The following is a 20,521-nucleotide window of genomic DNA, read 5'->3' on the forward strand; positions in this document are numbered from 1 at the left end:
TCTTTGGGATCGTGGATCGATTCACGAGTGGATGAAACGCTGCCCTCAGCCCGTAAACTAGGGGATGGCACCCAACACGCCTGCGCTAGTGAGGCGAGACGTTTGTTGCTATAGTGATTAGTCCTTTCCCCTTTGCGGTAAGTCTGCATGGAATGGCATCAGGCCGACGTGGCTCAACTTCGACTGATCGATCAGCTTTTGGCTGGGCATAACCTCAGTCCAGCAGAGTACGACGTTGTCCGGCGGGTGGTCTATGCCACTGGGGATCTGGAATACCTCCATCTCATTCGGTACTCAGAGCAGGCGTTGCAGTCGGGAGTGGCGGCACTAGCAGCCCACGTCCCCATTGTTGTGGRTGTCACCATGGTGCAGGTGGGACTGCTCCCTCAAACTCAAGACAGCTTTGCGAACCCCATCTATTGCGGTGCCGAAACCTTTACGCGACCGCAGCAGGAAAAGTCACGCATTGCCTTTGGCATGGAAACCTTAGCCCGTCGGCATCCAACGGCCATCTTTGTCATTAGTAGTGATTATTCTGCCCTTGAGCCGCTGCTGCTGTTGGTGGAAGCCCAAGAGATTCGACCCGCCCTCATTATCGATGCTGCCCCCAATTTTTTACCCCCCATTGGGGATCGCTTACAAAAGTCGTGGGTGCCCCATATTACGATCAAAGGCAGTAAGGGAGGGGTGGCTGTGGCTACAGCAATCGTGAATGGCCTGATTCAGTTGGCATGGACAGCCTATGGTGAACCCAACCCCTGACCCCTCTGAATGGCTGTGTATTGGCCAAGTGGTGGCTGCCCATGGCTTGCGGGGTGAGGTGCGCATCAGAGCATTTTCCGATTTTCCGGAGCGCTTTACCATCCCCGGGCAACGCTGGCTGCGCCACACCTACCGCGAGGAACCCGCCCCCGTGACGCTGGTGCGAGGGCGCTTTTTACCCCGATCCGAACAGTTTGTTGTCGCCTTTGCGGAAATTGACAACCGCACCGCTGCCGAGCACCTCAAGGGAGCAGACGTGCTAGTACCTGCCAGCGATCGCCCCCCGCTGGCGGCCAACGAGTACCATCTGATGGATTTAATTGGCCTTAGGGTTTACCAAGGCGATCGGTATGTGGGTCAGGTGGTAGGGTTAGTCAGTGCTGGCAATGACTTGCTGGAGGTAGCGCTGCCAGAGGCGGCTAATGTGTATATTCCTTTTGTGCCCGCCATTGTTACTCAGATTGACCTAGACCGCCAACGGATTGAAATTGATCCGCCTTTGGGCTTGCTCCCCTGATCATTCTCCCCCGAAATCGTTAATAATAGACTTACTTGGTTTTATTTATTTTGCCCCTAGTATTGAGAATCTGCTGAGTGAGTTGCCCCAACCAACCCCTTAAAAAGTTTTAACTCCCCCTACATTGCGGTAGCCCTGACCTGCGCAATCCCTAGCGATTGCCCTACCGCCATACAACATATTATCGCCGTCAGATATTTTGAGAGTCAGCATGAGCATTGGTAAAGTACGTATTTATGACCTATCTAAAGAATTAAACCTAGACAATCGCGAGTTACTCACGATCTGCGATCGCTTGGGCATTCCCTACAAAAGTCACAGCAGTACCATTTCTGATGTCGATGCCGATCGCATTCGCGAAACTGCTAAAACCTATACCCCTGAGCCAACCCCACCGAAAAAAGTGGCCTCCCCCCCAGGGCCAGTCAAAACAAATACCCCTCCTAAAAACCAGCAAATTGTTGCAGTTCACACCCAACCCCGCCCAGACACAGCGACTGCTTCCCCACAGTTGCAGCAACCTCCCAGCCGTCCCAAAGCTCCGGTGCGCCCCCACCCCCCTCAGCAAGCACGGGCTGAGGCTCCTAAACCCGTTCCTACCCCCGTCAAGCCAGAGCCTGCTCCTCCCAAGCCAGCCCCTGCCCTCGTAGCACCCCCAGCACGTCCCCAAAAAGCCGAGAAACCGGCACCACCGCGCAAAGAGTCTCCCAAAAAAGAGAAAGTCGCAGACGTACCCAAGGTTCATAGTCAAGATCGCATTGAAATTGTCCGTCGTCCGGCGCCACCCATCAAGCCAGAAATGGCACCCAAGCCAGCCCTGCCCGAACTGCAACCGCCGCCAAAACCCGTGGCACCAGTGCTGCGCTCCCCCACTCCACCGAAACTGCCCCCCGAGGAGTCAGGGATTGAGGTCTTGGATACCCGAACCATCAACAAAGTCATTAAAGATCGGCATCGCAATAAAGATCTTGAAGAGGAAGACAACAAGCGGAAGCTGCCGCGGAGCCTGAAGCCACGGGAAGAAACTATTGATGACGATGATGAGCTAGAGCTAAGTAGCCGTTTGGTGGGTCTGCCCCAAGTGACCGTGGATGTAAGTCAATCACTACAGCGTCCCCCCAAAGCAAAGCCCGCACGCACTAGCCGCCCTGCCACCCCAGTCACTAAACCAGAAAAACMCCCTGAGAAGAAACCGCCCCGAAGTCGCGATCGCCGCCAAGAAACCGCCCCAGAGCCCCCACCGGAACGCATCACCATTGAAGGGGCAATGTCAGTGCAAGAATTGGCCAGTTTGCTGCGCCACTCAGAAGCTGAAATCATTAAAATTTTATTCTTTAAGGGGATTGCGGCCACCATTAACCAAACCCTAGAAGTAGAAACCATTGAACTGGTTGCCAATGAGCTGGGCATTACCGTAGAAACCGCCAGCCACAGTGCCGAGGCCGCGAAGGTCACTGAAATGCTCGAGTCCAGTGACCTAGACCATTTGCAACGGCGACCACCGGTTGTGACGATCATGGGGCACGTTGACCATGGTAAAACCAGCCTTTTGGATGCCATTCGCAATGCCAAGGTTGCCCAAGGCGAGGCCGGTGGCATTACCCAGCACATTGGTGCCTACCATGTGGATGTGGAGCAAAATGGCGAGAAGCACCAGATCGTCTTTTTAGATACCCCCGGTCACGAAGCCTTTACTGCGATGCGGGCGCGGGGGGCACGGGTGACGGACATTGCCGTTCTCGTGGTGGCCGCAGACGATGGGGTGCAGCCGCAAACCATTGAAGCGATTAGCCATGCCAAAGCGGCAAAGGTGCCAATCATTGTCGCTATTAACAAAATTGATAAAGAATCGGCGCAACCCGATCGCGTCAAGCAAGAGTTAACCGAGTTTGGCCTTGTCCCTGAAGAATGGGGTGGCGAAACGATTATGGTGCCCGTCAGCGCCTTGCAACAACAAAATCTTGATACGCTGCTAGAGATGATCCTCTTGGTGGCGGAGGTTGAAGATCTCTACGCCAATCCGGATCGTCCAGCCAAGGGAACCGTTATTGAAGCCCACTTAGATCGTGCCCGTGGCCCGGTGGCAACGTTGCTTGTGCAAAACGGGACGCTGCGAGTTGGCGATATTTTGGTGGCGGGGGCGTGTTTTGGCAAAGTTCGCGCCATGATTGACGATCGCGGCCAGCGGGTGGAAACCGCTAGCCCCTCCTTTGCTGTGGAAGTCCTAGGGTTGGCAGAGGTGCCTGCGGCTGGGGATGAGTTTGAAGTCTTTAGTGATGAAAAATCTGCACGGGCGATCGCCGAAGAGCGTGCTGCGGCTCAGCGGCAATCGCGTCTGGCTCAAGCGGCTACGGCGCGGCGGGTGTCCCTGACTTCGTTGTCAGATCAAGCCCGCGAAGGAGAGCTAAAAGAGCTGAACCTCATCCTCAAAGCAGATGTCCAAGGCTCCGTAGAGGCGATCTTAGCGGCCTTGAACCAGATTCCGCAGGATCAGGTGCAGCTGCGCATTTTACTAGCGGCTCCGGGGGAGATTACAGAAACCGATATTGATCTTGCCACTGCCAGTAATGCCGTAATTATTGGCTTTAATACCACCCTTGCCAGTGGTGCGCGTCAAGCAGCGGATCAAAACAATGTTGATATCCGCGAATACAACATTATTTACAAGCTCCTCGATGACATTCAAGGGGCAATGGAAGGGTTGTTAGAGCCGGAACTCGTCGAAGAAGACCTCGGGCAAGCGGAAGTGCGGGCTGTCTTCCCCCTCAGCAAGGGGGCGGTTGCTGGCTGTTATGTCCTCAATGGCAAGCTAGTGCGCAATTGCAAGGTGCGGGTGCTGCGACAGCAGGCCGTTGTGCACACTGGCATCCTTAGCTCGTTGAAGCGCATGAAGGACGATGTCCGTGAGGTGGCTGCGGGGTACGAGTGCGGTGTTCGCCTTGACGACTTCCAACTGTGGCAAGAGGGGGACATTATTGCCGCCTATCAAACCGTGACAAAACGTCGTAGTCTTGGCAGCGGTAGCGAGAAAACCTAAACTGAAGCAGAGTTGATCATTGATTGTGATCTACTGTTCAGGTTCGTGAGGACACTGGCATGGGACTGCAACGACGGGCATTTTTGCGCCGTGTAGCTCAAGGGGCAGGGGCTTTTGTTTTGGCAGCAGGCACAAAATCCCTATTGACGGGCTGTGCCGGTAATCTCGATACCGCTACGGAAGAGGGCAGGTCTGCTGCAGGGGTTGTTTCTAGTAAGGGGCTGTTGAACCCAGGCACGCTGGCGTGGGGTGCCGAAGCCATCAGTGGTGCCCCCTACGTGTTTTATGATCCGGTCAATCCTAGTCAACTCATTGGCTTTGAGGTGGAAATTGCCGACGCGATCGCCAAACTGATGGGTGTAAAGGCCGTATTTGTTGCAACTGCCTACGATCAGCTACCCGCCGCCTTAGCTGCCAACCGCTTTGATTTCATCCTCAACGGTTGGGAAATTACCTCCGATCGCGAGCGCACTCAGCGTTTTTCCCAGCCCTATTATCGCTACGGCCAGCAAATTGTGGTTCGTACGAATGACGAGCGGTTTGCCCAGTACAATGCTGCAAGTGATGTTACCCTTGCCAACTTGGCAGGGATGACGGTGGGCACCGGCATTGGCTACAAAGCTCAAGAAATTCTGGAGCGAGCCCCTAACCTGAAAACCCGCGCTTATGACGGCAACTTGCCCTTCGATGATCTAGTGCAGGGACGGATTGATGCAGTGATGGTGGACTTTCCGATTGTGGCCTACTATGTTTTGGGATCAGGCCCCGGCGGCACGGTCAACCCAGCCCTAAAACCCATTGGAGTGCCAATTTTCCTGAACAATTACGTCATTGCCTTCAATGCCAGCAGCCCTAAAGCAAAAACCCTAGAAACAGAGGTCAATCAAGCCCTTGAAATTCTCAAGACCGATGGTACCCTGCGGCGAATTTATGAGCACTGGAAACTGTGGAATGATCAGCAAGCGCAAATTGGCATTGTTTAGGAGTAGGGGATGGAGTTAATCCAAGCGGCGTTACCGGCCTTTCTGCGGGGGGCGCTGAATACCCTTATTTACTGTGCGATTTCCTTCCCGATCGCCATTGTGCTTGGCATTCTCTTGGCAGCAATGACCACCTCCCCTTACCTGTTTTTGCGCTGGCCTGCTGCCGGATTTATTGAGGTGATGCGCGGTACCCCCATGATCACCCAACTGTTGTTGCTGTACTACGGTGTCGGGGCAGTTTTAGCGCAGATCAATTTAGCAACGTGGGTGAATGCGTGGACAGCAGGGGTCACGGCTCTAGCCCTTAACTATGCCGCTTACGAAGCAGAGGTCTTTCGGGCTGGCCTGGGCGGCGTGGATTCGGGTCAACGGGAGGCGGCGCTGTCCTTGGGGATGACCCAGCAGCAGGGGTTTGTGCGGGTGATTTTGCCGCAGGCGGCGCAAATTGTTATTCCACCCCTGATCAATGATTTCATTTATATGCTCAAGGATTCGGCCATTGTCAGTGTGATTGCAGGGGTCGATCTGACATCGGTGTTGCGGGTCTGGATCATCCGTCATAGTAGTCATCCCTTCCCCCTTTATGCCCTAGCGCTGGTGCTGTATTTGTTGATGAGTTTGCCGATCGCTGCGTGGGGGCGGCACATCGAACACCGTCTAAAGGCTAGAATGTCCTAGGGGTTGCCTCTGTTACCAGTTGCTGGAGCCAGTTGATGTTGCCTTCTGTGGGCGATCGCCTACACCTGACCTACCTGAGTGGTTCTAAAACCGATCCTGCTGGCCAAGATGTCATTGCTGGCTTGAGTTGTTCACCGCAAAAATATTTACCCTCCTACTACTTTTATGATGCCGTTGGGTCGCGGTTATTCGAGCAGATTACTGACCTGCCAGAGTACTACCTCACCCGCACCGAACTAGCGCTGCTGAGTCAACACGCCAAAGAAATTGCCACCCTGACCGGCATCTGTGAATTAATTGAGCTCGGCAGCGGCAGCGATCGCAAAATCCGCTACTTACTCTCCGCCTATGCCCAGCTACAACCTCAGCTTGTCTATCGTCCCATTGATGTCAGTGGCTCGATGCTCAAAACTAGTGCCATAGCGCTGCTGAAGGATTATCCCCAACTGTGGATCAATGGCCTTGTGGGCACCTACGATATTGGCCTAGAGCACTTGCCCCCACCCCTTGCACCGCGACGCTTACTCTGTTTCTTAGGCAGTACCCTAGGCAACCTCTCACCGGTTGAGTGCCAACGTTTCTTCAGCCAACTGTACCGGGTGCTCAATGTTGGTGACTACCTGCTCCTTGGAGTTGACCTAGTAAAAGACACCAAAGTTTTGCTTGCCGCCTACAATGATGCTCAGGGGATTACGGCTGCCTTTAATCGCAATATCCTTAGCCACCTTAACTGGCGATTTCAGGGCAACTTCGAGCCATTGGCCTTCGATCATCGAGCCATTTATAACCCAGTGGCACAGCAAATCGAAATGTATCTTGACAGCCAAAACACACAGACGGTAACCCTCACTGCCCTAGAATTGACCTGTGACATTGCCGCCGGGGAAAGCATCCTCACAGAAATCTCGCGGAAGTTTTGGCTGGATTCCCTAAGGTCAGACCTCGTGGCGGCTGGCTTGACGTGGGTTCGAGCCTTTACCGATCCAAACCACTGGTTTGCTCTATGTTTGTGTTGCCGGTGAACACACAGGAGGCGGTCTAGGGGGTAGCGAGTCCCCACCCCCCGCATAGACAGAGCCACAATACGCTCGTTAGAATTGGAAGGTTAACCGTGAAGAGCAGTTTGTAGGGAAACACCAGTGTAAATCTGGGGCTGTGCCGCAGCTGTGAGGGGAGCGATCCCTAAGCCAGAATGCCTACCTACTGCGGTTCACTCTATTTGTCTGCGTTGCACAGGCATGGAGTTATAGCGTGGTCGTTACTATTCAGCCCAACGATTCAATTCTTAATCCCCTGAGTTTTAGCCTTGATTTACCACCCTTACCCCAGCCCCGACCGCTACTGATGGTGGGTCATGGTACTCGCGATCCGCAAGGCCGCCAAGCATTTTTAGACTTTGCCCATGCGTATCATCAATTAGATCCTTGCCGCCCGGTCTTTCCTTGCTTCTTGGAGTTGACTCAACCCTCGATTTTTGAAGTTTTAAGCCAGTGTGCAGTAGAGGGCTACACCGATCTGTCGGTACTGCCGATTTTATTATTTGCGGCGCGCCACAACAAATTTGATGTGACCAATGAACTGGATCGTGCTCGCCAAGCGTTCCCGCAGTTGCGCTATCACTACGGTCGCCACTATGGCATTGCCCCTGAAATTCTCACCCTCTGGCGATCGCGCCTTGAAATGCTCGACTCACCGGAATTTAACCCCCGAGGCATTGGCCGCGACGACACGGTGTTACTGGTGGTGGGACGTGGCTCGAGTGACCCCGATGCCAACGGCGATGTCTTCAAGCTAGCGCGGATGCTCTGGGAAGGTAGTGGCTACAAGACCGTTGAGGTGTGCTTTATTGGTATTACCCATCCCCGCCTAGAGGTAGGGTTTGCCCGCGCCAATCTCTATCAGCCGCAGCGGGTGATTGTCCTGCCCCACTTTATGTTCACTGGCGCACTGGTGAAAAAAATCTATACCCTGACCGCTACTGCCCAGCAACAGTACCCGGCGGTAGAATACGTTAACTTGCCGGAAATTGGGTTACATCCGCAGTTATTTTATTTAACGCGGCAACGGGAAATAGAAACCCTCACCGGCCAAGTGGCCATGAATTGCGAAGCCTGTAAATTTCGCTTGGCGGCGATCGCCCATGGTGCCGATCATTCCCACCATCACCACCACGATCACAACCATAACCATGAGTCTCATTCCCACGGGCATCATCACCCCAGTGTGAATTTAGATCATCTACCCAGCTACCATCAACGGATTTGGCAGGTTCCCTAGGGGGATGGCCACCTAAGGAAAATGCTAGACTAGGGGGTAATGATCCCTTTTTTCAAGCTTGGACGGGGCTTGTTTATGGCGATAAAGTATCCTCCCCAGACGGTTGATCGCGTTTTGATTTTTGACACGACGCTGCGGGACGGAGAGCAGTCTCCGGGAGCCGCACTGAATGTAGATGAAAAACTCACGATCGCCCGTCAACTGGCTCGGCTAGGGGTGGATATTATCGAGGCTGGTTTCCCTTTTGCCAGCCCTGGAGATTTTGAAGCCGTGCAGCGGATTGCCGAAGTGGTGGGCACCGAAACAGGGCCAGTGATTTGTGGCCTAGCACGAGCCACCCGCTCGGATATTGAAGCGGCAGCCAACGCCTTAAAACCGGCCTACTATCCACGCATTCATACGTTCATTGCCACCTCTGACATTCACCTTGAGTACAAGCTCAAGAAAACCCGCGCAGAGGTACTAGAGATTGCCCCAGAGATGGTCGCCTATGCCAAATCCTTTGTGGAGGATGTGGAATTCTCACCGGAGGATGCTGGCCGCTCTGACCCCGAGTTTCTGTACCAAGTGCTTGAGCGGGTAATTGCGGCAGGTGCCACCACAATCAATATTCCCGATACGGTGGGCTACACCACACCGGCAGAGTTTGGAGCCTTGATCAAGGGTATCAAGGAAAATGTGCCGAACATTCAGCAAGCGGTCATTTCAGTCCACGGTCACAATGATCTTGGCTTGGCGGTGGCCAACTTTCTTGAGGCAGTTAAAAACGGTGCCCGTCAACTGGAATGTACCATCAACGGTATTGGCGAGCGTGCGGGTAATGCTGCCCTCGAAGAACTGGTGATGGCACTGTACGTGCGGCGGCAGTACTTTAACCCCTTCTTGGGTCGCCCCGCCGAGTCGGAGGCTCCCCTCACGAATATCAATACCCGCGAAATCTATAAAACCTCGCGGTTAGTCTCCAACTTAACGGGGATGCTTATCCAACCCAACAAGGCCATTGTTGGTGCTAATGCCTTTGCCCATGAGTCGGGGATTCACCAAGATGGGGTGCTCAAGAACAAGCGCACCTACGAAATTATGGATGCTCACCTAATTGGCTTGGCAGACAACCAAATCGTTTTAGGTAAACTGTCGGGTCGCAATGCTTTCGCTACCCGTTTACGGGAGTTGGGCTTTGAATTAACGGAAACTGAACTCAACAAAGCCTTCTTACGCTTTAAAGATCTGGCGGATAAGAAAAAGGAAATCACCGACTGGGATTTAGAGGCGATCGCCAAGGACGAAACCCAAGGCATCGATCTACAGGGCTACCAATTGGAGTTTGTGCAAGTCTCCTGCGGTGATCATGCCCGACCTACGGCAACAGTGACGGTACGCACCCCCAGCGGCGAAGAACTCACAGATGCAGCCATTGGCACCGGTCCTGTAGATGCGGTGTATCGTGCCATTAACCGGGTGGTGCAAATTCCTAACCGGCTTATTGAATACTCAGTGCAATCAGTAACGGCGGGCATTGATGCCATCGGTGAAGTAACTATTCGCCTGCAGCACGAAGATCGCATCTATTCCGGTCATGCGGCCAACACCGATGTGATTGTGGCTTCGGCACAAGCCTATATGAATGCCCTCAATCGGCTTTACCGTGGTTTAGAGCAGCGGGTGTTGCATCCTCAAGTGTAAGGAAGGTTCTAGAGCTTAAAGGATGTTATGGCGGAGTTGGTTCCCTCACCGAAGCTGTTAGAGCCTGAGGGGGTATATCTGTGTCCGGTGTGTCGCCATGGTCAGATTGCCCCTATGGTGCTCATGGACACCTATGCCTGTAATTTTTGCCGCCATATCCTCAGCATTGACCTCACCCATCAAACGGCACGCCTAGAAGACACGGCAATGGTGTTTCGCTGGCAGTGGACTGGCACCACGTGGCGATCGCTCAACACGCCGCCTGTCACCCTGACCTATACGGCCATTGTCCTTGGTGTGTTACTGATTACCCTGCCGCCAGGGTTAGTCTGGTTAGGGCAGCAGATGTTTCCGCCCCTCAGTGGCGATCGCTGGCACTGGTTTCCATTGTTTTGGGTGGGGTTAACATTTTTTGCCCATGCGGTTTTAGTGTTGCGTATTTTTGCCGGACTAGCACCGGTGCAACCGTTGTTTGGACGCGATCGCCACCGATGAAGGGAGTGATGCCAACGCTTCATTCGGGATCTACAGAAGCTTTACACCCTTGCCTATATGGGGTGTCGCTTAGAGTCAGCAGCCTATCATCCCGAACATTCATCAACCCCTTAGGCGACTTGCCGCTATCTACACTCCGGCAAAAAGAGCAGATCAGGATTTGCCAATATCTCAAGATTGATAATCTGCTCGTCCCCGGCAAACTCGCACAGTGCTTCAGCAAGTATTGAGTCTGTTGACTCCTGACCAAACCTACCACCACTAAAGCTGCCACCGGATGTACTGGTAGTGATTGTGACATTGCGAGGGTCAAGTAACCATAATCCTGGATTGCCAAGGGGCGCACTAGCGTCGACACTACCTGTCACACTCAGTAGCTCTCGCCCAGAGGTTTCGACAAACCCGCCATCACCCCCTAAAGCCCTACCGCGCGCTGTAATCGTGCCATGGAACTGGGTGCTGTTGTCCGCCCAATTAATCACCGTGCCGCCATTCCCTTGCGTTACCGCATCAGCATTCATGACGGTGTTGTTATCAACAAACAGGTTCTGGGCATTGAAACTACTATCTAACCGATTGGTTCCTGCGGTTCCCCCTAAATAATCGCCTCCGACCAAGACCGTGCCACCGCCCGTCGTCCCAGACGCAGTGAGACTCGCCCCAACCACCGCAATATTGTTATTGGCCAACACATTGATATGGCCGCCAACGCCAGTTGGATGCGACACATCAATCGTCCCACCCACGACCGCTGTGGCTCCCTGCATTGGAATGCTTACTTTGTTTGGGTCATGGACGAGAGCAATCGAGCCATCGGGATTGTGAATCACACTATTTACCCGCTGCTCAGGGGTGCTTCCCGTCAATAACGTGGGCAAATCAACCGCAGTAATCTCGCCGGTAATGCGCTCCTGCGGAATCTCTAAACTGAGAATCATCCCATCCTGCGAAACCCGCACCATCCCTGTTTCCGGCACCGCTTGTACCGTGGCCCCCCGGTGCCGCTAATGTGCCGCTATTCATCACTTGATGCGCCATCAGGGTCAGTTGTTGCCCCTCCTTCACCCTCAGGTGTCCTTCATTAATCAGAATTCCTTTGCTGTTGAATTCAAAGCCGGTGGGGTTGCCGAGGAGAGTCGCGTAGGTATTACTAGGACTAAAGAGGTCAAAGACCCCGCCTTCAAAATGAACCCGAGAGGCGGTACTGGCATGAAAGGCAGCGGGGACATTTAAGCGCGCATTGGAACCAAAGACAATGCCAGCGGGGTTCATTAGATAGAGATTACTAGTGCCGCCACTGACTTGAATGAGGCCATTAATGTAGCTCGCATTGCCGCCATTCACGACAGCGAGGATATTGCGGACGTGGGGGTTCGAGAGGAAGTTAGCAATTTGTCCTTGACTGAGGCCAAAGTCACGGAAGAGGTGAAAGAGGTTCTGACCATTACCTGAAAAGGTGCCGCCGCTGATGTCGAACTGTTGGCCGGTTTGGGTGACGTGGGTGCCCGTACCGTTGGGGTCTGGGATAATTTGGCCGAGGGCTGAGGCGGGTAAGAAGGTGCCTACCGCGCACAGCAGGCCTGCCCACAGAGAACGATGGTGCATTGTATTTGAGTTGCGAAGAATACTCTAGTGATAGCTGAATCCCTAGAACAACGATGCAGCTTTTACAAAACGTAAGGTGCGGTTAGGGATTTTGGTTAACTCACAAAACTCAGAAGACCCTCACCCTAAATCCTAAAAAGGCTGCATTGGGGTTTGCGGTGAAGGCTACGCGGGCTTAGCATTTGATGCGCAAGACAAAGAGCGTATTCAATCCCATAGAGCATTTTGGGTGGGAATTAAAAGCCTTTGTCCGCCGATTTAAACCCAAGGACTCGGACTCGATTCAACAGTTAGTCGAGCTTGGCATTTGACTGAACCTATCTCACCACTGCAAGAATTATTTTACTCACTGCTGCTACTATGCTAGGCTGCACCTCACTCGTAATCGCTCGTGGTCACCCCCTGCGAGGTGTCACCTGCCCCAGCGCCGCCAGGCCACTCGCTCGATGCTGACTCAGCCAGTGAGACACGGTCGTACGATGGCAGCCACTCATTTGGTCTAATTGGTCAACACTCGTTGCTTGGTCTGTTGTTAGCCACCACAGCACTTGCACCCAACTGCGTTGAGCGACCCGTTACTGCTGGGTCAAGACCGCTTTTAGCTCTGTAGAGGATTCAGCAATATCGATTTTTGAGGACTCCAGACATGGGAGGTTAGGCAATACCATCTTCCTTTATGTGTAGCAAATTTTTCGAAAATTGATATAAGTTAGGGTGTGGCGGGGATTTGTCTCCCACAGTTGGAAATGGTATGATTTGCGAGGTTACAAATTTCATCCTGTTTCCCAGAGACTTGCAGTAAGGTAGGGCATTGCCATGGCATCGTCACCCGTTGCGCCCGTTGTTTTAGTGATTTTGGATGGCTGGGGCTACCGCGAAGATTCCCATGGTAACGCAATTGCCAACGCCAAAACACCGGTGATGGATAGTCTGTGGCACGCGTATCCCCACACCTTAATTTATACCTCTGGAAAAGCAGTGGGGTTGCCGAAAGGACAGATGGGCAATTCTGAAGTTGGGCACTTAAATTTGGGTGCAGGGCGTATTGTGCCTCAAGAGTTGGTGCGTATTTCCGATGCTGTGGAAGATGGCAGCCTTTTTGACATTCCGGTGCTGGCAAATCTTTGTCAAACCCTAAAAGAGCGCAATGGCAAGTTACATTTAGTGGGGCTATGTTCAGCAGGAGGGGTTCACTCCCACATTGAGCATCTGTACGGCTTGGTGGAGTTAGCCAAACGCTATGGTATTGCCGAGGTATGCATCCATGCGATTACCGATGGCCGTGATACCCCACCGCGGGATGCCGCTGGCGTGTTGGCAGAGATGGAGCAACGATTGGCACAAATGGGGTGTGGCCAAGTTGTCACGGTGAGCGGTCGGTACTATGCCATGGATCGCGATCGCCGCTGGGATCGTACCGAAGCCGCCTACCGGGTCATGACCCAGAATGACAACATTCAGCCCCTCAGTGCCAGTGAAGTAGCCACGAAGTCCTATGCCCAGAACTTGGGGGACGAATTTATCCAACCCATCCGCATTGCCCCCGGAGCGGTAGAACCGGGAGATGGGCTTATTTTCTTCAACTTCCGCCCCGATCGCGCCCGGCAGCTAACCCAAGCCTTCATTGACCCCAACTTTAGTGGCTTTGAACGGGAATTGATTACGCCACTAGCCTTTGTCACCCTGACTCAGTATGATGCAAGCTTCAATTGTGGTGTGGCCTTTCCGCCGCAAAACCTCGACCATATTCTCGGGGAAGTGATCGCTGAGCATGGCTTGAAACAACTGCGAGCCGCAGAAACAGAAAAGTATGCTCACGTCACCTATTTCTTTAATGGGGGGTTGGAAGAGCCATTTCCAGGGGAAGACCGGATTTTAATCCCAAGTCCGATGGTGGCCACCTATGATCAAGCCCCAGCCATGTCGGCGGCAGCGGTTACCGAGGCTGTGAAAGGGGCGATTGAAACCCAAGAATATGCCCTTGTGGTGGTAAATTTTGCCAATCCAGATATGGTGGGGCATACTGGCCAAATGGCAGCAACCATTGAAGCGATTGAAACCGTGGATCGCTGCGTTGGGGTCATTGTTGAAGCGACCACAAAAGTGGGGGGAACCCTGCTCATCACTGCGGATCATGGCAATGCTGAGTATATGATTGATGCCGATGGCAATCCGTGGACTGCTCATACCACCAATCCAGTGCCGTTTATTCTTGTAGAAGGCGAAAAACGTAAAATTCCTGGGCATGGCGCACAGGTCGTTCTACGGGAGGATGGTTGTTTAGCGGATATTGCACCAACAATTCTTGAAATTTTGGGCTTGCCCCAGCCAGTGGAAATGACGGGGCGATCGCTCATTGTGAGCGCCCCCTACGAAAGCCGCCTGAACCGTACACCCCTCTCCGTCAAGCTTTAACTCATGAGGGGTTCGGGGAGTAATACGTCCCGCGCTATCGCCGTAGGATCAGCCTCGGGAGGATGTCACGAGGCATTACGTCAGCAGCTTAGATACCGGAACCGTTCAAGAATTCCTCAATGGCGCGATCGCTGAGGCGACAGTTGCGACCTTGCGCCAATACTGGCACCTTTTCCTGCTCTTGCTGTTGATTTTGTAGAGCCTGCACCTGTTTTTCTAGTAGTTCAATGCGGTCTAGCAAGTAGCGAATTGCCTCTGCCTCTGAGTCTGGTAGCTGGCCATGCTCTAGAGGGGCGATTTTGGCTCCGGCGCGATACACTACCCGCCCAGGAATACCCACCACCGTACAGTCGGAGGGGACATCCCGCAACACCACTGACCCTGCGCCAATGCGGACATTATCGCCAATCGTGAGATTGCCTAAGATCTTTGCGCCTGCGCCCACCACGACATTTTCACCAAGGGTGGGGTGCCGCTTGCCCGTTTCCTTGCCTGTACCACCGAGGGTCACTCCCTGATAGATCAGGCAGTAATTGCCCACAATTGCGGTCTCGCCAATCACAACCCCCATGCCATGGTCAATAAAGACCCCTTTGCCAAGGGTTGCGCCCGGATGAATTTCAATGCCCGTTAGAAATCGTGCTAAGTGCGACAGAGCACGGGGTACAAAGGGAAGCCCAAGCCGCCATAACCAATGACTAAAGCGGTGCAAGACAATTGCCTGTAAGCCCGGATAGCAGAACAGAACTTCTAGCCAGTTGCGCGCTGCTGGGTCGCGCTCAAAGATGATCTGAAAATCGGCCTTTAGGACACTTAGCACAGCAAGCTCCTTCGCTGCGGTTGGCAACGTTGTGCATTTTTGATCTTAACAATTTGTTGCCCAGTTGGCGATCGCCACCAAGGGAATCCACTGCCCAGAAGCACACAAAATATAAGATAAGATAGTCTTTTCATCTATTAAGGCGTACAGTTTCAATCCTCGATCGCCCCGTTGGCGAAGTTGTATTTACCGAGGTCGTGCCAGAGACCCGCATAATACCCCATTTGGGGGGTGGCTAACTTCTCTGCCAAGGTGCGCGATCGCGCCGCCACTTTTTGTAAGTGATGTGCAAGACCATGCCAGTCTCCAGATGCATTAGGGGTGTGGGCATAGGCCGACGGTTGAGTCATGATTAGTCAGCGGTAGGGGTTAGAACCGGTGGCTGTTACACTTTTGCAACGGTTTTCAGCGAACTTTATGATAGATGATAAAATCGAATTAGAAAAAAATTATAGAGTTTAGGAGTTACACGCATCACTCAGTAAATTCCATGGCACTTTGGCTATCATCATTACTCTGGGCATTACAGCCAATTTTGGTTCCCCTTTGCTTTTGTGGGGCATGGCTACTGCTAGCACTCCTCGCATGGAATCTTTGGCGGTTTTTTCAGGAGGGTTTGGCGATCGCCCAGCGAATGCACAAAATTCCCTGTTCACAGTGTCGGTTTTTTTCTGGAGACTATCGCCTCAAGTGTTCTCTCCATCCTGACTGGGCAGCAACAGAAGCGGCAATTCACTGCCCAGACTATGACATTCACTAATTACTCTCTAACATTAACATTTCACCATTGCCTACGTTTGGAAAGGGGATAACATTGCCTGCACAGTATCCGCAACTAGTCATCTCCACAGAAGCCAGCACCTACATTGTTCCCCTCACCCAAGGAAACTCGTGGGTCATTGGTCGGGGCAAAGACTGCACTATCGTCCTAGCGGATCGCTGGTCGTCTCGACGTCATGCCATGGTGCAGCGTTTAGACACCGAAGATTATTACCTCATTGACCTAGGTAGTCGCAATGGCTGCGTCCTCAATGGCCAAACCATTCAAGTGCCGACCCTCCTAAAAACCGGCGATCGCTTCATCATTGGCAAAACAACCCTTGAGTTTCGCACTGACGAAGCCGTCTCAACCATGCCGCCAGAGACCCCTACTGCGCTCCAACCGCTTGTCCTGATCATTCAACCCCCGGGCATCCAAGTCCAGATTTGGCAAGAACTATTACGCAGTCAAGGGTTGCAAGTCGTCGTTGAATCCGGAAAAATTAACAGTCGCCGCATTATTAGTGATTTTATTAGTGTCATGCACCGGAATCCTGACATATTGATGTTAGATTCCCAGCTAGAAACGCCGGATATTAGCAAGCTCTTAGAATGGGTCAAGGCCACCTATCCCAAGCTGCGCAGTTTTATTATTGACCGCTACGATAATCACATCTCCCCCATGCAGCGGCAATGGGCAACCCAGTACGGTGCCATTGATTGGTTGCCCGCACTGCCGGATGACAACTTAACCATGTACGGTGCTGAAGTTGCCGCCCAGTTAAAGCGTGTTCTCAAAGCCTTGGGTCGCAGTCAGCTAGAACAAGACAAGCTAGCCGTTTCACTGCTCAACCTGCAACTAGCCACCAATGATGATTTACCCTCGCAACTGCTCAGCGAGTATATCAATCAGCCGCCGTCTCTGCCCCAATAACTGCAGGTAATTGATCCACCTCAAAATACTGATAAAAGCGTTCTGTCACCTGTAGCGTATAGGAGCGGCCATGGCTTTCCCGCCGCCGTTGCACAAAACCGAGCTCCACTAGCTCATGAATGTGTTGATAGGCACTGGAGCCACGCAGTTCAATCAGTTCTGTTTGGCGAATGGGGCCGCGCAAGGCAACCATCGCCAAGGTACGCTGCACCGCAATCCCCAACTCAACAGGCACTAAAGACTGTACGAGGTCTTGATAGCGAGGCTTCAATTGCAGGCTATACTTCCCCTCTACTTCGACAATTTCTAAGGCTGTTTGGCGGTGAGCATAGTCATTGAATAGCTCAATCAGAGCCAGCTCCACAGCCGTTGCCTCGTGACCTGCTAGATCTGCCAATTGGTGAAGCGTGAGAGGCTGAGCTTTCAGATACAGGATGGCTTCCACCCGCATTGTTAGCTCTGCTAGGTCAGCGATGGCTGAGTCATGGGCAGGGGGGTGATCCGGTTCAGGAGCCATTGGCACGCAAAGACCTTAGAACTAGGGAGGACAGTGCCAGTATTGTCGCAGGTTGATGACGGTGCCAAGAACAATGAGGGCGGGGGTTTGGATGTGCTCCTGCTCACAGGTGGCGATCGCGTCCGCGAGAGTAGTAACAACGACGCGCTGCTGCGGTGTTGTACCTGCTTCAATAAAGGCCAAGGGGGTTTGGGGCGATCGCCCCCCCGCTAACAGTGCAGGCACAATGTCCCCTAAATGGTGCAACCCCATATAGATCACAATCGTATCCACCGCGGTTGCCAACGCGGCCCAATTCACTCGCGGCTGATAGCGACCTGCTGCCTCATGGCCTGTTACAAAGACTACAGACGAACTAAAGTCACGATGCGTCAGCGGAATCTGCGCATAGGCCGTTGCCGCAATGCCACTGGTCACTCCGGGCACTACCTCCACCGGAATCCCTGCTTGCACCAAGGCCAGACACTCCTCCCCACCACGGCCAAAAATAAAGGGATCTCCCCCCTTAAGGCGTACGATCACCGCGTGCTGCTGCGCCAACGCAATCAGGCGCTCGCTAATTTGCTCTTGAGACAGAGTATGGTTACCGCGCCGCTTCCCCACATGAACCTTCAACGCACGAGGGTTGATAATTCCAAGAATTTCTGGACTGATGAGGGCATCGTAGAGAACCACATCGGCGCACTCTAAGAGGCTTTTTGCCCGCACGGTTAAAAGGCCAACATCCCCTGGGCCTGCCCCCACCAAATACACCTTGCCGACAATTGCTGGTTTACTCATGCCTTTAGTCTATCGCCAACAATTCTGGGGGTAAGTTCTCCCACCCCTGCCCTTTACGGACTAAGGCCGGTGGCTCCACCGTGAAGTCAAGAATGCTAGACATTTGTTGTCCGGGTGGCTCGCCCGTATCGAGGATGAGATCCACACGCTTATCAAGCGTATCAAATAGCTCAGCGGTATTGATATAGTAGGTTTGGTCATCAGGCAACCGTGCTGAGGTTGAAATAATCGGGTTGCCAAGTCCCGTGAGCAGCGCTTGGCTGACCGCATGATTCGGCACACGAATTCCTGTGGTTTTCCGCTTAGGATTTTGGACTAAACGGGGTACCAGCTTAGTGGCTGGCAGTAAAAACGTATAAGGCCCCGGAACCAAGCGGCGCATCAGCCGATATGCCGCATCACTCACGTAGGCGTAATGGGCAATATTAGACAGCGACGAGCATAAAAACGTCACTGGCTTATCGTTCGAGAGTTGCTTGAGTTGGCGTACCCGCTGTACGGCTCCTTTATTATTCATGTCGCAGCCAATGGCATAGACCGTATCTGTGGGGTACAGCATAATCGCCCCCTGCCGCAGCGCTGCCACAATTTGCTCAATGGTGCGCTGTTGTGGATTAACGGGGTGGAGGGTAAACATCTCTGCCATGTTGGTATCTATGGTACACCTAGGTAAACACGGCAGTGCGGTTTCCATAGACCAGAACGCGGTTTTGTAGGTGAAGGCGCACGGCTCGCGCCAGCACAATGCGCTCTAGATCTTTACCCTTGCGAATCAGGTCGGCCACCGTATCGCGGTGGCTCACAGGAACCACAGCTTGCTCGATGATTGGGCCTTCATCTAGGTCAGCCGTGGCATAGTGGGCTGTTGCCCCAATAATTTTCACTCCCCGCTCATGGGCACGATGGTAGGGGTTTGCACCCGCAAAGGCAGGTAAAAATGAGTGGTGAATGTTAATCACCTGTGAAAACTGCTCTAAAAACTGGGGGCTGAGGACTTGCATATACTTTGCCAGAATGACTAAGTCAATCTTGTAATCGTTCAGAAGCTGTAGTTGCTTGGCCTCTGCCATAGACTTAGTGTCTGGTGTAACCGGAATGTAGTGAAAGTCAATGCCAAACTGCTCGGCGATGGGACGCATCTGTTCATGGTTACTGAGAATCAGCGGAATCTCTGCGGGTAAATCTCCCGCCCGCTGTCGCAGGATCAAGTCCCAAAGACAATGCTCCTGTCGGCTCACCCAGATCGCCAAGCGGTAGGGCACATCTGAGGCTCGGAGTTGCCAGCGTACCCCCTGCCAACTGGCAAAGAGTTTCTCTCGCTGGGCATAGTTAATAAACGTGGCGCCAATTTGCTCGCGGGGAATGCCAAACCCATCCAGTTCCCACTCCAAGCGCGACAAAAAGATACCGGCCACTGCATCGGTATGGTGATCGGCATGGATGATGTTGCCGTTGTAGCGATAGACAAACTGCGCTAGCTTAGCCACCAGTCCTCGTTGATCGGGACAGGAGATCGAGAGGGTCATGGTGGGCGATGGCATGGGCACCTCGGTCAAGACGGGTAACGGTCTCAGAGGGTTTAAGGGCGATTTGTATTCTACTGTGGCAGGKGAGGKTGTTTGTGCGCTGCTTGGCCACAAGCAAAAATTTTCCCCTACAATCAGAACAAGGGTCTAAGTAATTATACGGATTTAGGGATGTCTATACCGCAGAGTGATGGGTTTGAGTATTCACTGCTCTCAGAGCGAGAACTACAAGTACTAGAGCTAGTGGCTGCTGGCTTGACCAATCATGATATTGCTCAAAAGTTAGACATCAGTAAGCGGACAGTCGATAACCACATCAGTAATATCCTGACCAAAACAAAGTCAGAAAATCGTGTGGCCTTAGTCCGCTGGGCACTGGCGTGGGGCAAGGTTTGCTTGGATAATGTGAACTGCTGTGCCTTGCCGACCTCCACCGAAACCACACCACCAGCGCTATGAAGGAGCAGGTGTACTACAACAGCCAAATGCCCTTGGCGGTCTATCGGGAAATGGCAGCACACCTAGGGCTGCTAGAGGGCGTGGAGGTGCGCTTACTGCCCCAAACAAGTCCCCAGTTTGACTACTCCCTCAGCCAAGTTGCTGGGGTTGCCCTAGGGGTTCCTGAGAGCCTACCCCCTACCTTAGTGCGTCAGCTAGAGCACATCCTACAGCACTATGGCGATCGCTACGGCGGATGGCAAACGGTATCTTCCACTTAAGGATTGACATCGGT

Annotated in this window: 22 protein-coding genes and 1 riboswitch; of the genes, 14 read left to right on the forward strand and 8 right to left on the reverse strand. The window is 53.0% G+C overall.

Annotation, left to right across the window (positions count from 1 at the left end; translation table 11 throughout):
• Positions 1-147: 147 nt before the first annotated feature.
• The 9 genes from L5470_RS08545 to L5470_RS08585 all read left to right on the forward strand — a co-directional run bounded on the left by L5470_RS08545 (position 148) and on the right by L5470_RS08585 (position 10,432).
• Positions 148-762, forward strand: coding sequence for a precorrin-8X methylmutase (locus L5470_RS08545; protein ID WP_499499399.1), 615 nt, complete (start codon positions 148-150; stop codon positions 760-762).
• The gene (gene rimM / locus L5470_RS08550; RefSeq protein ID WP_499499401.1) at positions 743-1,279 is read left to right on the forward strand and encodes a ribosome maturation factor RimM; all 537 of its coding nucleotides are present in this window, start codon (positions 743-745) and stop codon (positions 1,277-1,279) included. The genes L5470_RS08545 and rimM overlap by 20 nt, the downstream gene beginning before the upstream one ends.
• Positions 1,280-1,490: 211 nt before the next feature.
• Positions 1,491-4,316, forward strand: coding sequence for a translation initiation factor IF-2 (gene infB, locus L5470_RS08555; protein WP_499499403.1), 2,826 nt, complete (start codon positions 1,491-1,493; stop codon positions 4,314-4,316).
• A gap of 59 nt (positions 4,317-4,375) precedes the next feature.
• On the forward strand, positions 4,376-5,299 hold the full coding sequence (locus L5470_RS08560; protein ID WP_499499405.1) for an ABC transporter substrate-binding protein: 924 nt from the start codon (positions 4,376-4,378) through the stop codon (positions 5,297-5,299).
• Between the two features lie 9 nt (positions 5,300-5,308).
• Positions 5,309-5,977, forward strand: coding sequence for an amino acid ABC transporter permease (locus L5470_RS08565; RefSeq protein WP_099799684.1), 669 nt, complete (start codon positions 5,309-5,311; stop codon positions 5,975-5,977).
• A gap of 35 nt (positions 5,978-6,012) precedes the next feature.
• A complete protein-coding gene (gene egtD / locus L5470_RS08570; RefSeq protein WP_499499407.1) occupies positions 6,013-6,999 on the forward strand; it encodes an L-histidine N(alpha)-methyltransferase in 987 nt (328 codons plus the stop codon).
• Between the two features lie 63 nt (positions 7,000-7,062).
• Positions 7,063-7,195: riboswitch (cobalamin riboswitch) on the forward strand.
• Positions 7,196-7,228: 33 nt separating this feature from the next.
• Positions 7,229-8,254, forward strand: coding sequence for a sirohydrochlorin chelatase (locus L5470_RS08575; RefSeq protein WP_099799683.1), 1,026 nt, complete (start codon positions 7,229-7,231; stop codon positions 8,252-8,254).
• A 75-nt stretch (positions 8,255-8,329) separates the two neighbouring features.
• A complete protein-coding gene (locus L5470_RS08580) occupies positions 8,330-9,937 on the forward strand; it encodes a 2-isopropylmalate synthase (RefSeq protein WP_099799958.1) in 1,608 nt (535 codons plus the stop codon).
• A gap of 27 nt (positions 9,938-9,964) precedes the next feature.
• The gene (locus L5470_RS08585) at positions 9,965-10,432 is read left to right on the forward strand and encodes a hypothetical protein (protein ID WP_099799682.1); all 468 of its coding nucleotides are present in this window, start codon (positions 9,965-9,967) and stop codon (positions 10,430-10,432) included.
• Between the two features lie 125 nt (positions 10,433-10,557).
• Here L5470_RS08585 and L5470_RS08590 read toward each other — a convergent pair whose 3' ends face one another.
• Positions 10,558-11,394, reverse strand: coding sequence for a hypothetical protein (locus L5470_RS08590; RefSeq protein WP_499499410.1), 837 nt, complete (start codon positions 11,392-11,394; stop codon positions 10,558-10,560).
• Complete coding sequence (locus L5470_RS08595; RefSeq protein ID WP_499499412.1) at positions 11,312-12,037, reverse strand: two-partner secretion domain-containing protein; 726 nt, start codon at positions 12,035-12,037, stop codon at positions 11,312-11,314. Before L5470_RS08595 ends, L5470_RS08590 begins: the two co-directional genes overlap by 83 nt.
• Positions 12,038-12,853: 816 nt before the next feature.
• On the opposite strand from L5470_RS08595, the gene gpmI reads away from it, so the two are divergent.
• Positions 12,854-14,452, forward strand: a complete 1,599-nt coding sequence (gpmI, locus tag L5470_RS08600; protein WP_499499414.1) for a 2,3-bisphosphoglycerate-independent phosphoglycerate mutase — start codon at positions 12,854-12,856, stop codon at positions 14,450-14,452.
• Between the two features lie 88 nt (positions 14,453-14,540).
• On the opposite strand, the gene cysE is transcribed toward gpmI, so the two are convergent.
• Positions 14,541-15,272, reverse strand: coding sequence for a serine O-acetyltransferase (cysE, locus tag L5470_RS08605; protein ID WP_099799678.1), 732 nt, complete (start codon positions 15,270-15,272; stop codon positions 14,541-14,543).
• 152 nt (positions 15,273-15,424) lie between these two features.
• Positions 15,425-15,622: a hypothetical protein gene (locus tag L5470_RS08610; protein WP_499499416.1), complete on the reverse strand. Its 198-nt coding sequence runs from the start codon at positions 15,620-15,622 to the stop codon at positions 15,425-15,427.
• Between the two features lie 140 nt (positions 15,623-15,762).
• On the opposite strand from L5470_RS08610, the gene L5470_RS08615 reads away from it, so the two are divergent.
• A complete protein-coding gene (locus L5470_RS08615; RefSeq protein WP_499499418.1) occupies positions 15,763-16,032 on the forward strand; it encodes a hypothetical protein in 270 nt (89 codons plus the stop codon).
• A gap of 54 nt (positions 16,033-16,086) precedes the next feature.
• Positions 16,087-16,965 (forward strand): FHA domain-containing protein, encoded by an 879-nt coding sequence (locus L5470_RS08620; RefSeq protein ID WP_499499420.1) that lies wholly within the window; start codon positions 16,087-16,089, stop codon positions 16,963-16,965.
• Here the strand turns inward: L5470_RS08620 and scpB are convergent.
• The 4 genes from scpB to purU are packed head-to-tail and all read right to left on the reverse strand — an operon-like array spanning position 16,937 to position 19,803.
• Complete coding sequence (scpB, locus tag L5470_RS08625) at positions 16,937-17,482, reverse strand: SMC-Scp complex subunit ScpB (protein WP_099799674.1); 546 nt, start codon at positions 17,480-17,482, stop codon at positions 16,937-16,939. The two genes, L5470_RS08620 and scpB, sit on opposite strands and share 29 nt — an antisense overlap.
• Positions 17,483-17,503: 21 nt before the next feature.
• Positions 17,504-18,262 carry a uroporphyrinogen-III C-methyltransferase gene (gene cobA, locus L5470_RS08630; RefSeq protein ID WP_499499422.1) on the reverse strand — a complete coding sequence of 253 codons (759 nt, stop codon included), beginning with the start codon at positions 18,260-18,262 and terminating at the stop codon, positions 17,504-17,506.
• A gap of 4 nt (positions 18,263-18,266) precedes the next feature.
• Positions 18,267-18,908, reverse strand: a complete 642-nt coding sequence (locus L5470_RS08635; RefSeq protein WP_499499424.1) for an L-threonylcarbamoyladenylate synthase — start codon at positions 18,906-18,908, stop codon at positions 18,267-18,269.
• A gap of 19 nt (positions 18,909-18,927) precedes the next feature.
• Positions 18,928-19,803: a formyltetrahydrofolate deformylase gene (gene purU, locus L5470_RS08640; RefSeq protein ID WP_499499426.1), complete on the reverse strand. Its 876-nt coding sequence runs from the start codon at positions 19,801-19,803 to the stop codon at positions 18,928-18,930.
• A gap of 156 nt (positions 19,804-19,959) precedes the next feature.
• Between purU and pedR the strand changes: the two genes are divergently transcribed.
• On the forward strand, positions 19,960-20,247 hold the full coding sequence (gene pedR, locus L5470_RS08645; RefSeq protein ID WP_099799671.1) for a photosynthetic electron transport-dependent transcriptional regulator PedR: 288 nt from the start codon (positions 19,960-19,962) through the stop codon (positions 20,245-20,247).
• On the forward strand, positions 20,244-20,507 hold the full coding sequence (locus L5470_RS08650; protein ID WP_099799670.1) for a hypothetical protein: 264 nt from the start codon (positions 20,244-20,246) through the stop codon (positions 20,505-20,507). The genes pedR and L5470_RS08650 overlap by 4 nt, the downstream gene beginning before the upstream one ends.
• Positions 20,508-20,521 lie beyond the last annotated feature (14 nt).

The organism is Synechococcus sp. PCC 6717, assembly GCF_022698185.1.
In the GTDB taxonomy this organism is placed as follows: domain Bacteria; phylum Cyanobacteriota; class Cyanobacteriia; order Thermosynechococcales; family Thermosynechococcaceae; genus Thermosynechococcus; species Thermosynechococcus lividus.

Excerpts from the sequence above, each read along its gene's own strand:
- pedR (WP_099799671.1), top strand. The coding sequence starts at position 19,960 with ATGTCTATACCGCAGAGTGATGGGTTTGAGTATTCACTGCTCTCAGAG.
- L5470_RS08560 (WP_499499405.1), top strand. The coding sequence starts at position 4,376 with ATGGGACTGCAACGACGGGCATTTTTGCGCCGTGTAGCTCAAGGGGCA.
- L5470_RS08635 (WP_499499424.1), bottom strand. The coding sequence starts at position 18,908 with ATGGCAGAGATGTTTACCCTCCACCCCGTTAATCCACAACAGCGCACC.
- cobA (WP_499499422.1), bottom strand. The coding sequence starts at position 18,262 with ATGAGTAAACCAGCAATTGTCGGCAAGGTGTATTTGGTGGGGGCAGGC.
- L5470_RS08585 (WP_099799682.1), top strand. The coding sequence starts at position 9,965 with ATGGCGGAGTTGGTTCCCTCACCGAAGCTGTTAGAGCCTGAGGGGGTA.
- egtD (WP_499499407.1), top strand. The coding sequence starts at position 6,013 with ATGTTGCCTTCTGTGGGCGATCGCCTACACCTGACCTACCTGAGTGGT.
- L5470_RS08565 (WP_099799684.1), top strand. The coding sequence starts at position 5,309 with ATGGAGTTAATCCAAGCGGCGTTACCGGCCTTTCTGCGGGGGGCGCTG.
- L5470_RS08650 (WP_099799670.1), top strand. The coding sequence starts at position 20,244 with ATGAAGGAGCAGGTGTACTACAACAGCCAAATGCCCTTGGCGGTCTAT.
- L5470_RS08590 (WP_499499410.1), bottom strand. The coding sequence starts at position 11,394 with ATGGTGCGGGTTTCGCAGGATGGGATGATTCTCAGTTTAGAGATTCCG.
- L5470_RS08610 (WP_499499416.1), bottom strand. The coding sequence starts at position 15,622 with ATGACTCAACCGTCGGCCTATGCCCACACCCCTAATGCATCTGGAGAC.
- L5470_RS08580 (WP_099799958.1), top strand. The coding sequence starts at position 8,330 with ATGGCGATAAAGTATCCTCCCCAGACGGTTGATCGCGTTTTGATTTTT.
- L5470_RS08615 (WP_499499418.1), top strand. The coding sequence starts at position 15,763 with ATGGCACTTTGGCTATCATCATTACTCTGGGCATTACAGCCAATTTTG.
- purU (WP_499499426.1), bottom strand. The coding sequence starts at position 19,803 with ATGCCATCGCCCACCATGACCCTCTCGATCTCCTGTCCCGATCAACGA.
- rimM (WP_499499401.1), top strand. The coding sequence starts at position 743 with ATGGTGAACCCAACCCCTGACCCCTCTGAATGGCTGTGTATTGGCCAA.
- L5470_RS08595 (WP_499499412.1), bottom strand. The coding sequence starts at position 12,037 with ATGCACCATCGTTCTCTGTGGGCAGGCCTGCTGTGCGCGGTAGGCACC.
- scpB (WP_099799674.1), bottom strand. The coding sequence starts at position 17,482 with ATGGCTCCTGAACCGGATCACCCCCCTGCCCATGACTCAGCCATCGCT.
- gpmI (WP_499499414.1), top strand. The coding sequence starts at position 12,854 with ATGGCATCGTCACCCGTTGCGCCCGTTGTTTTAGTGATTTTGGATGGC.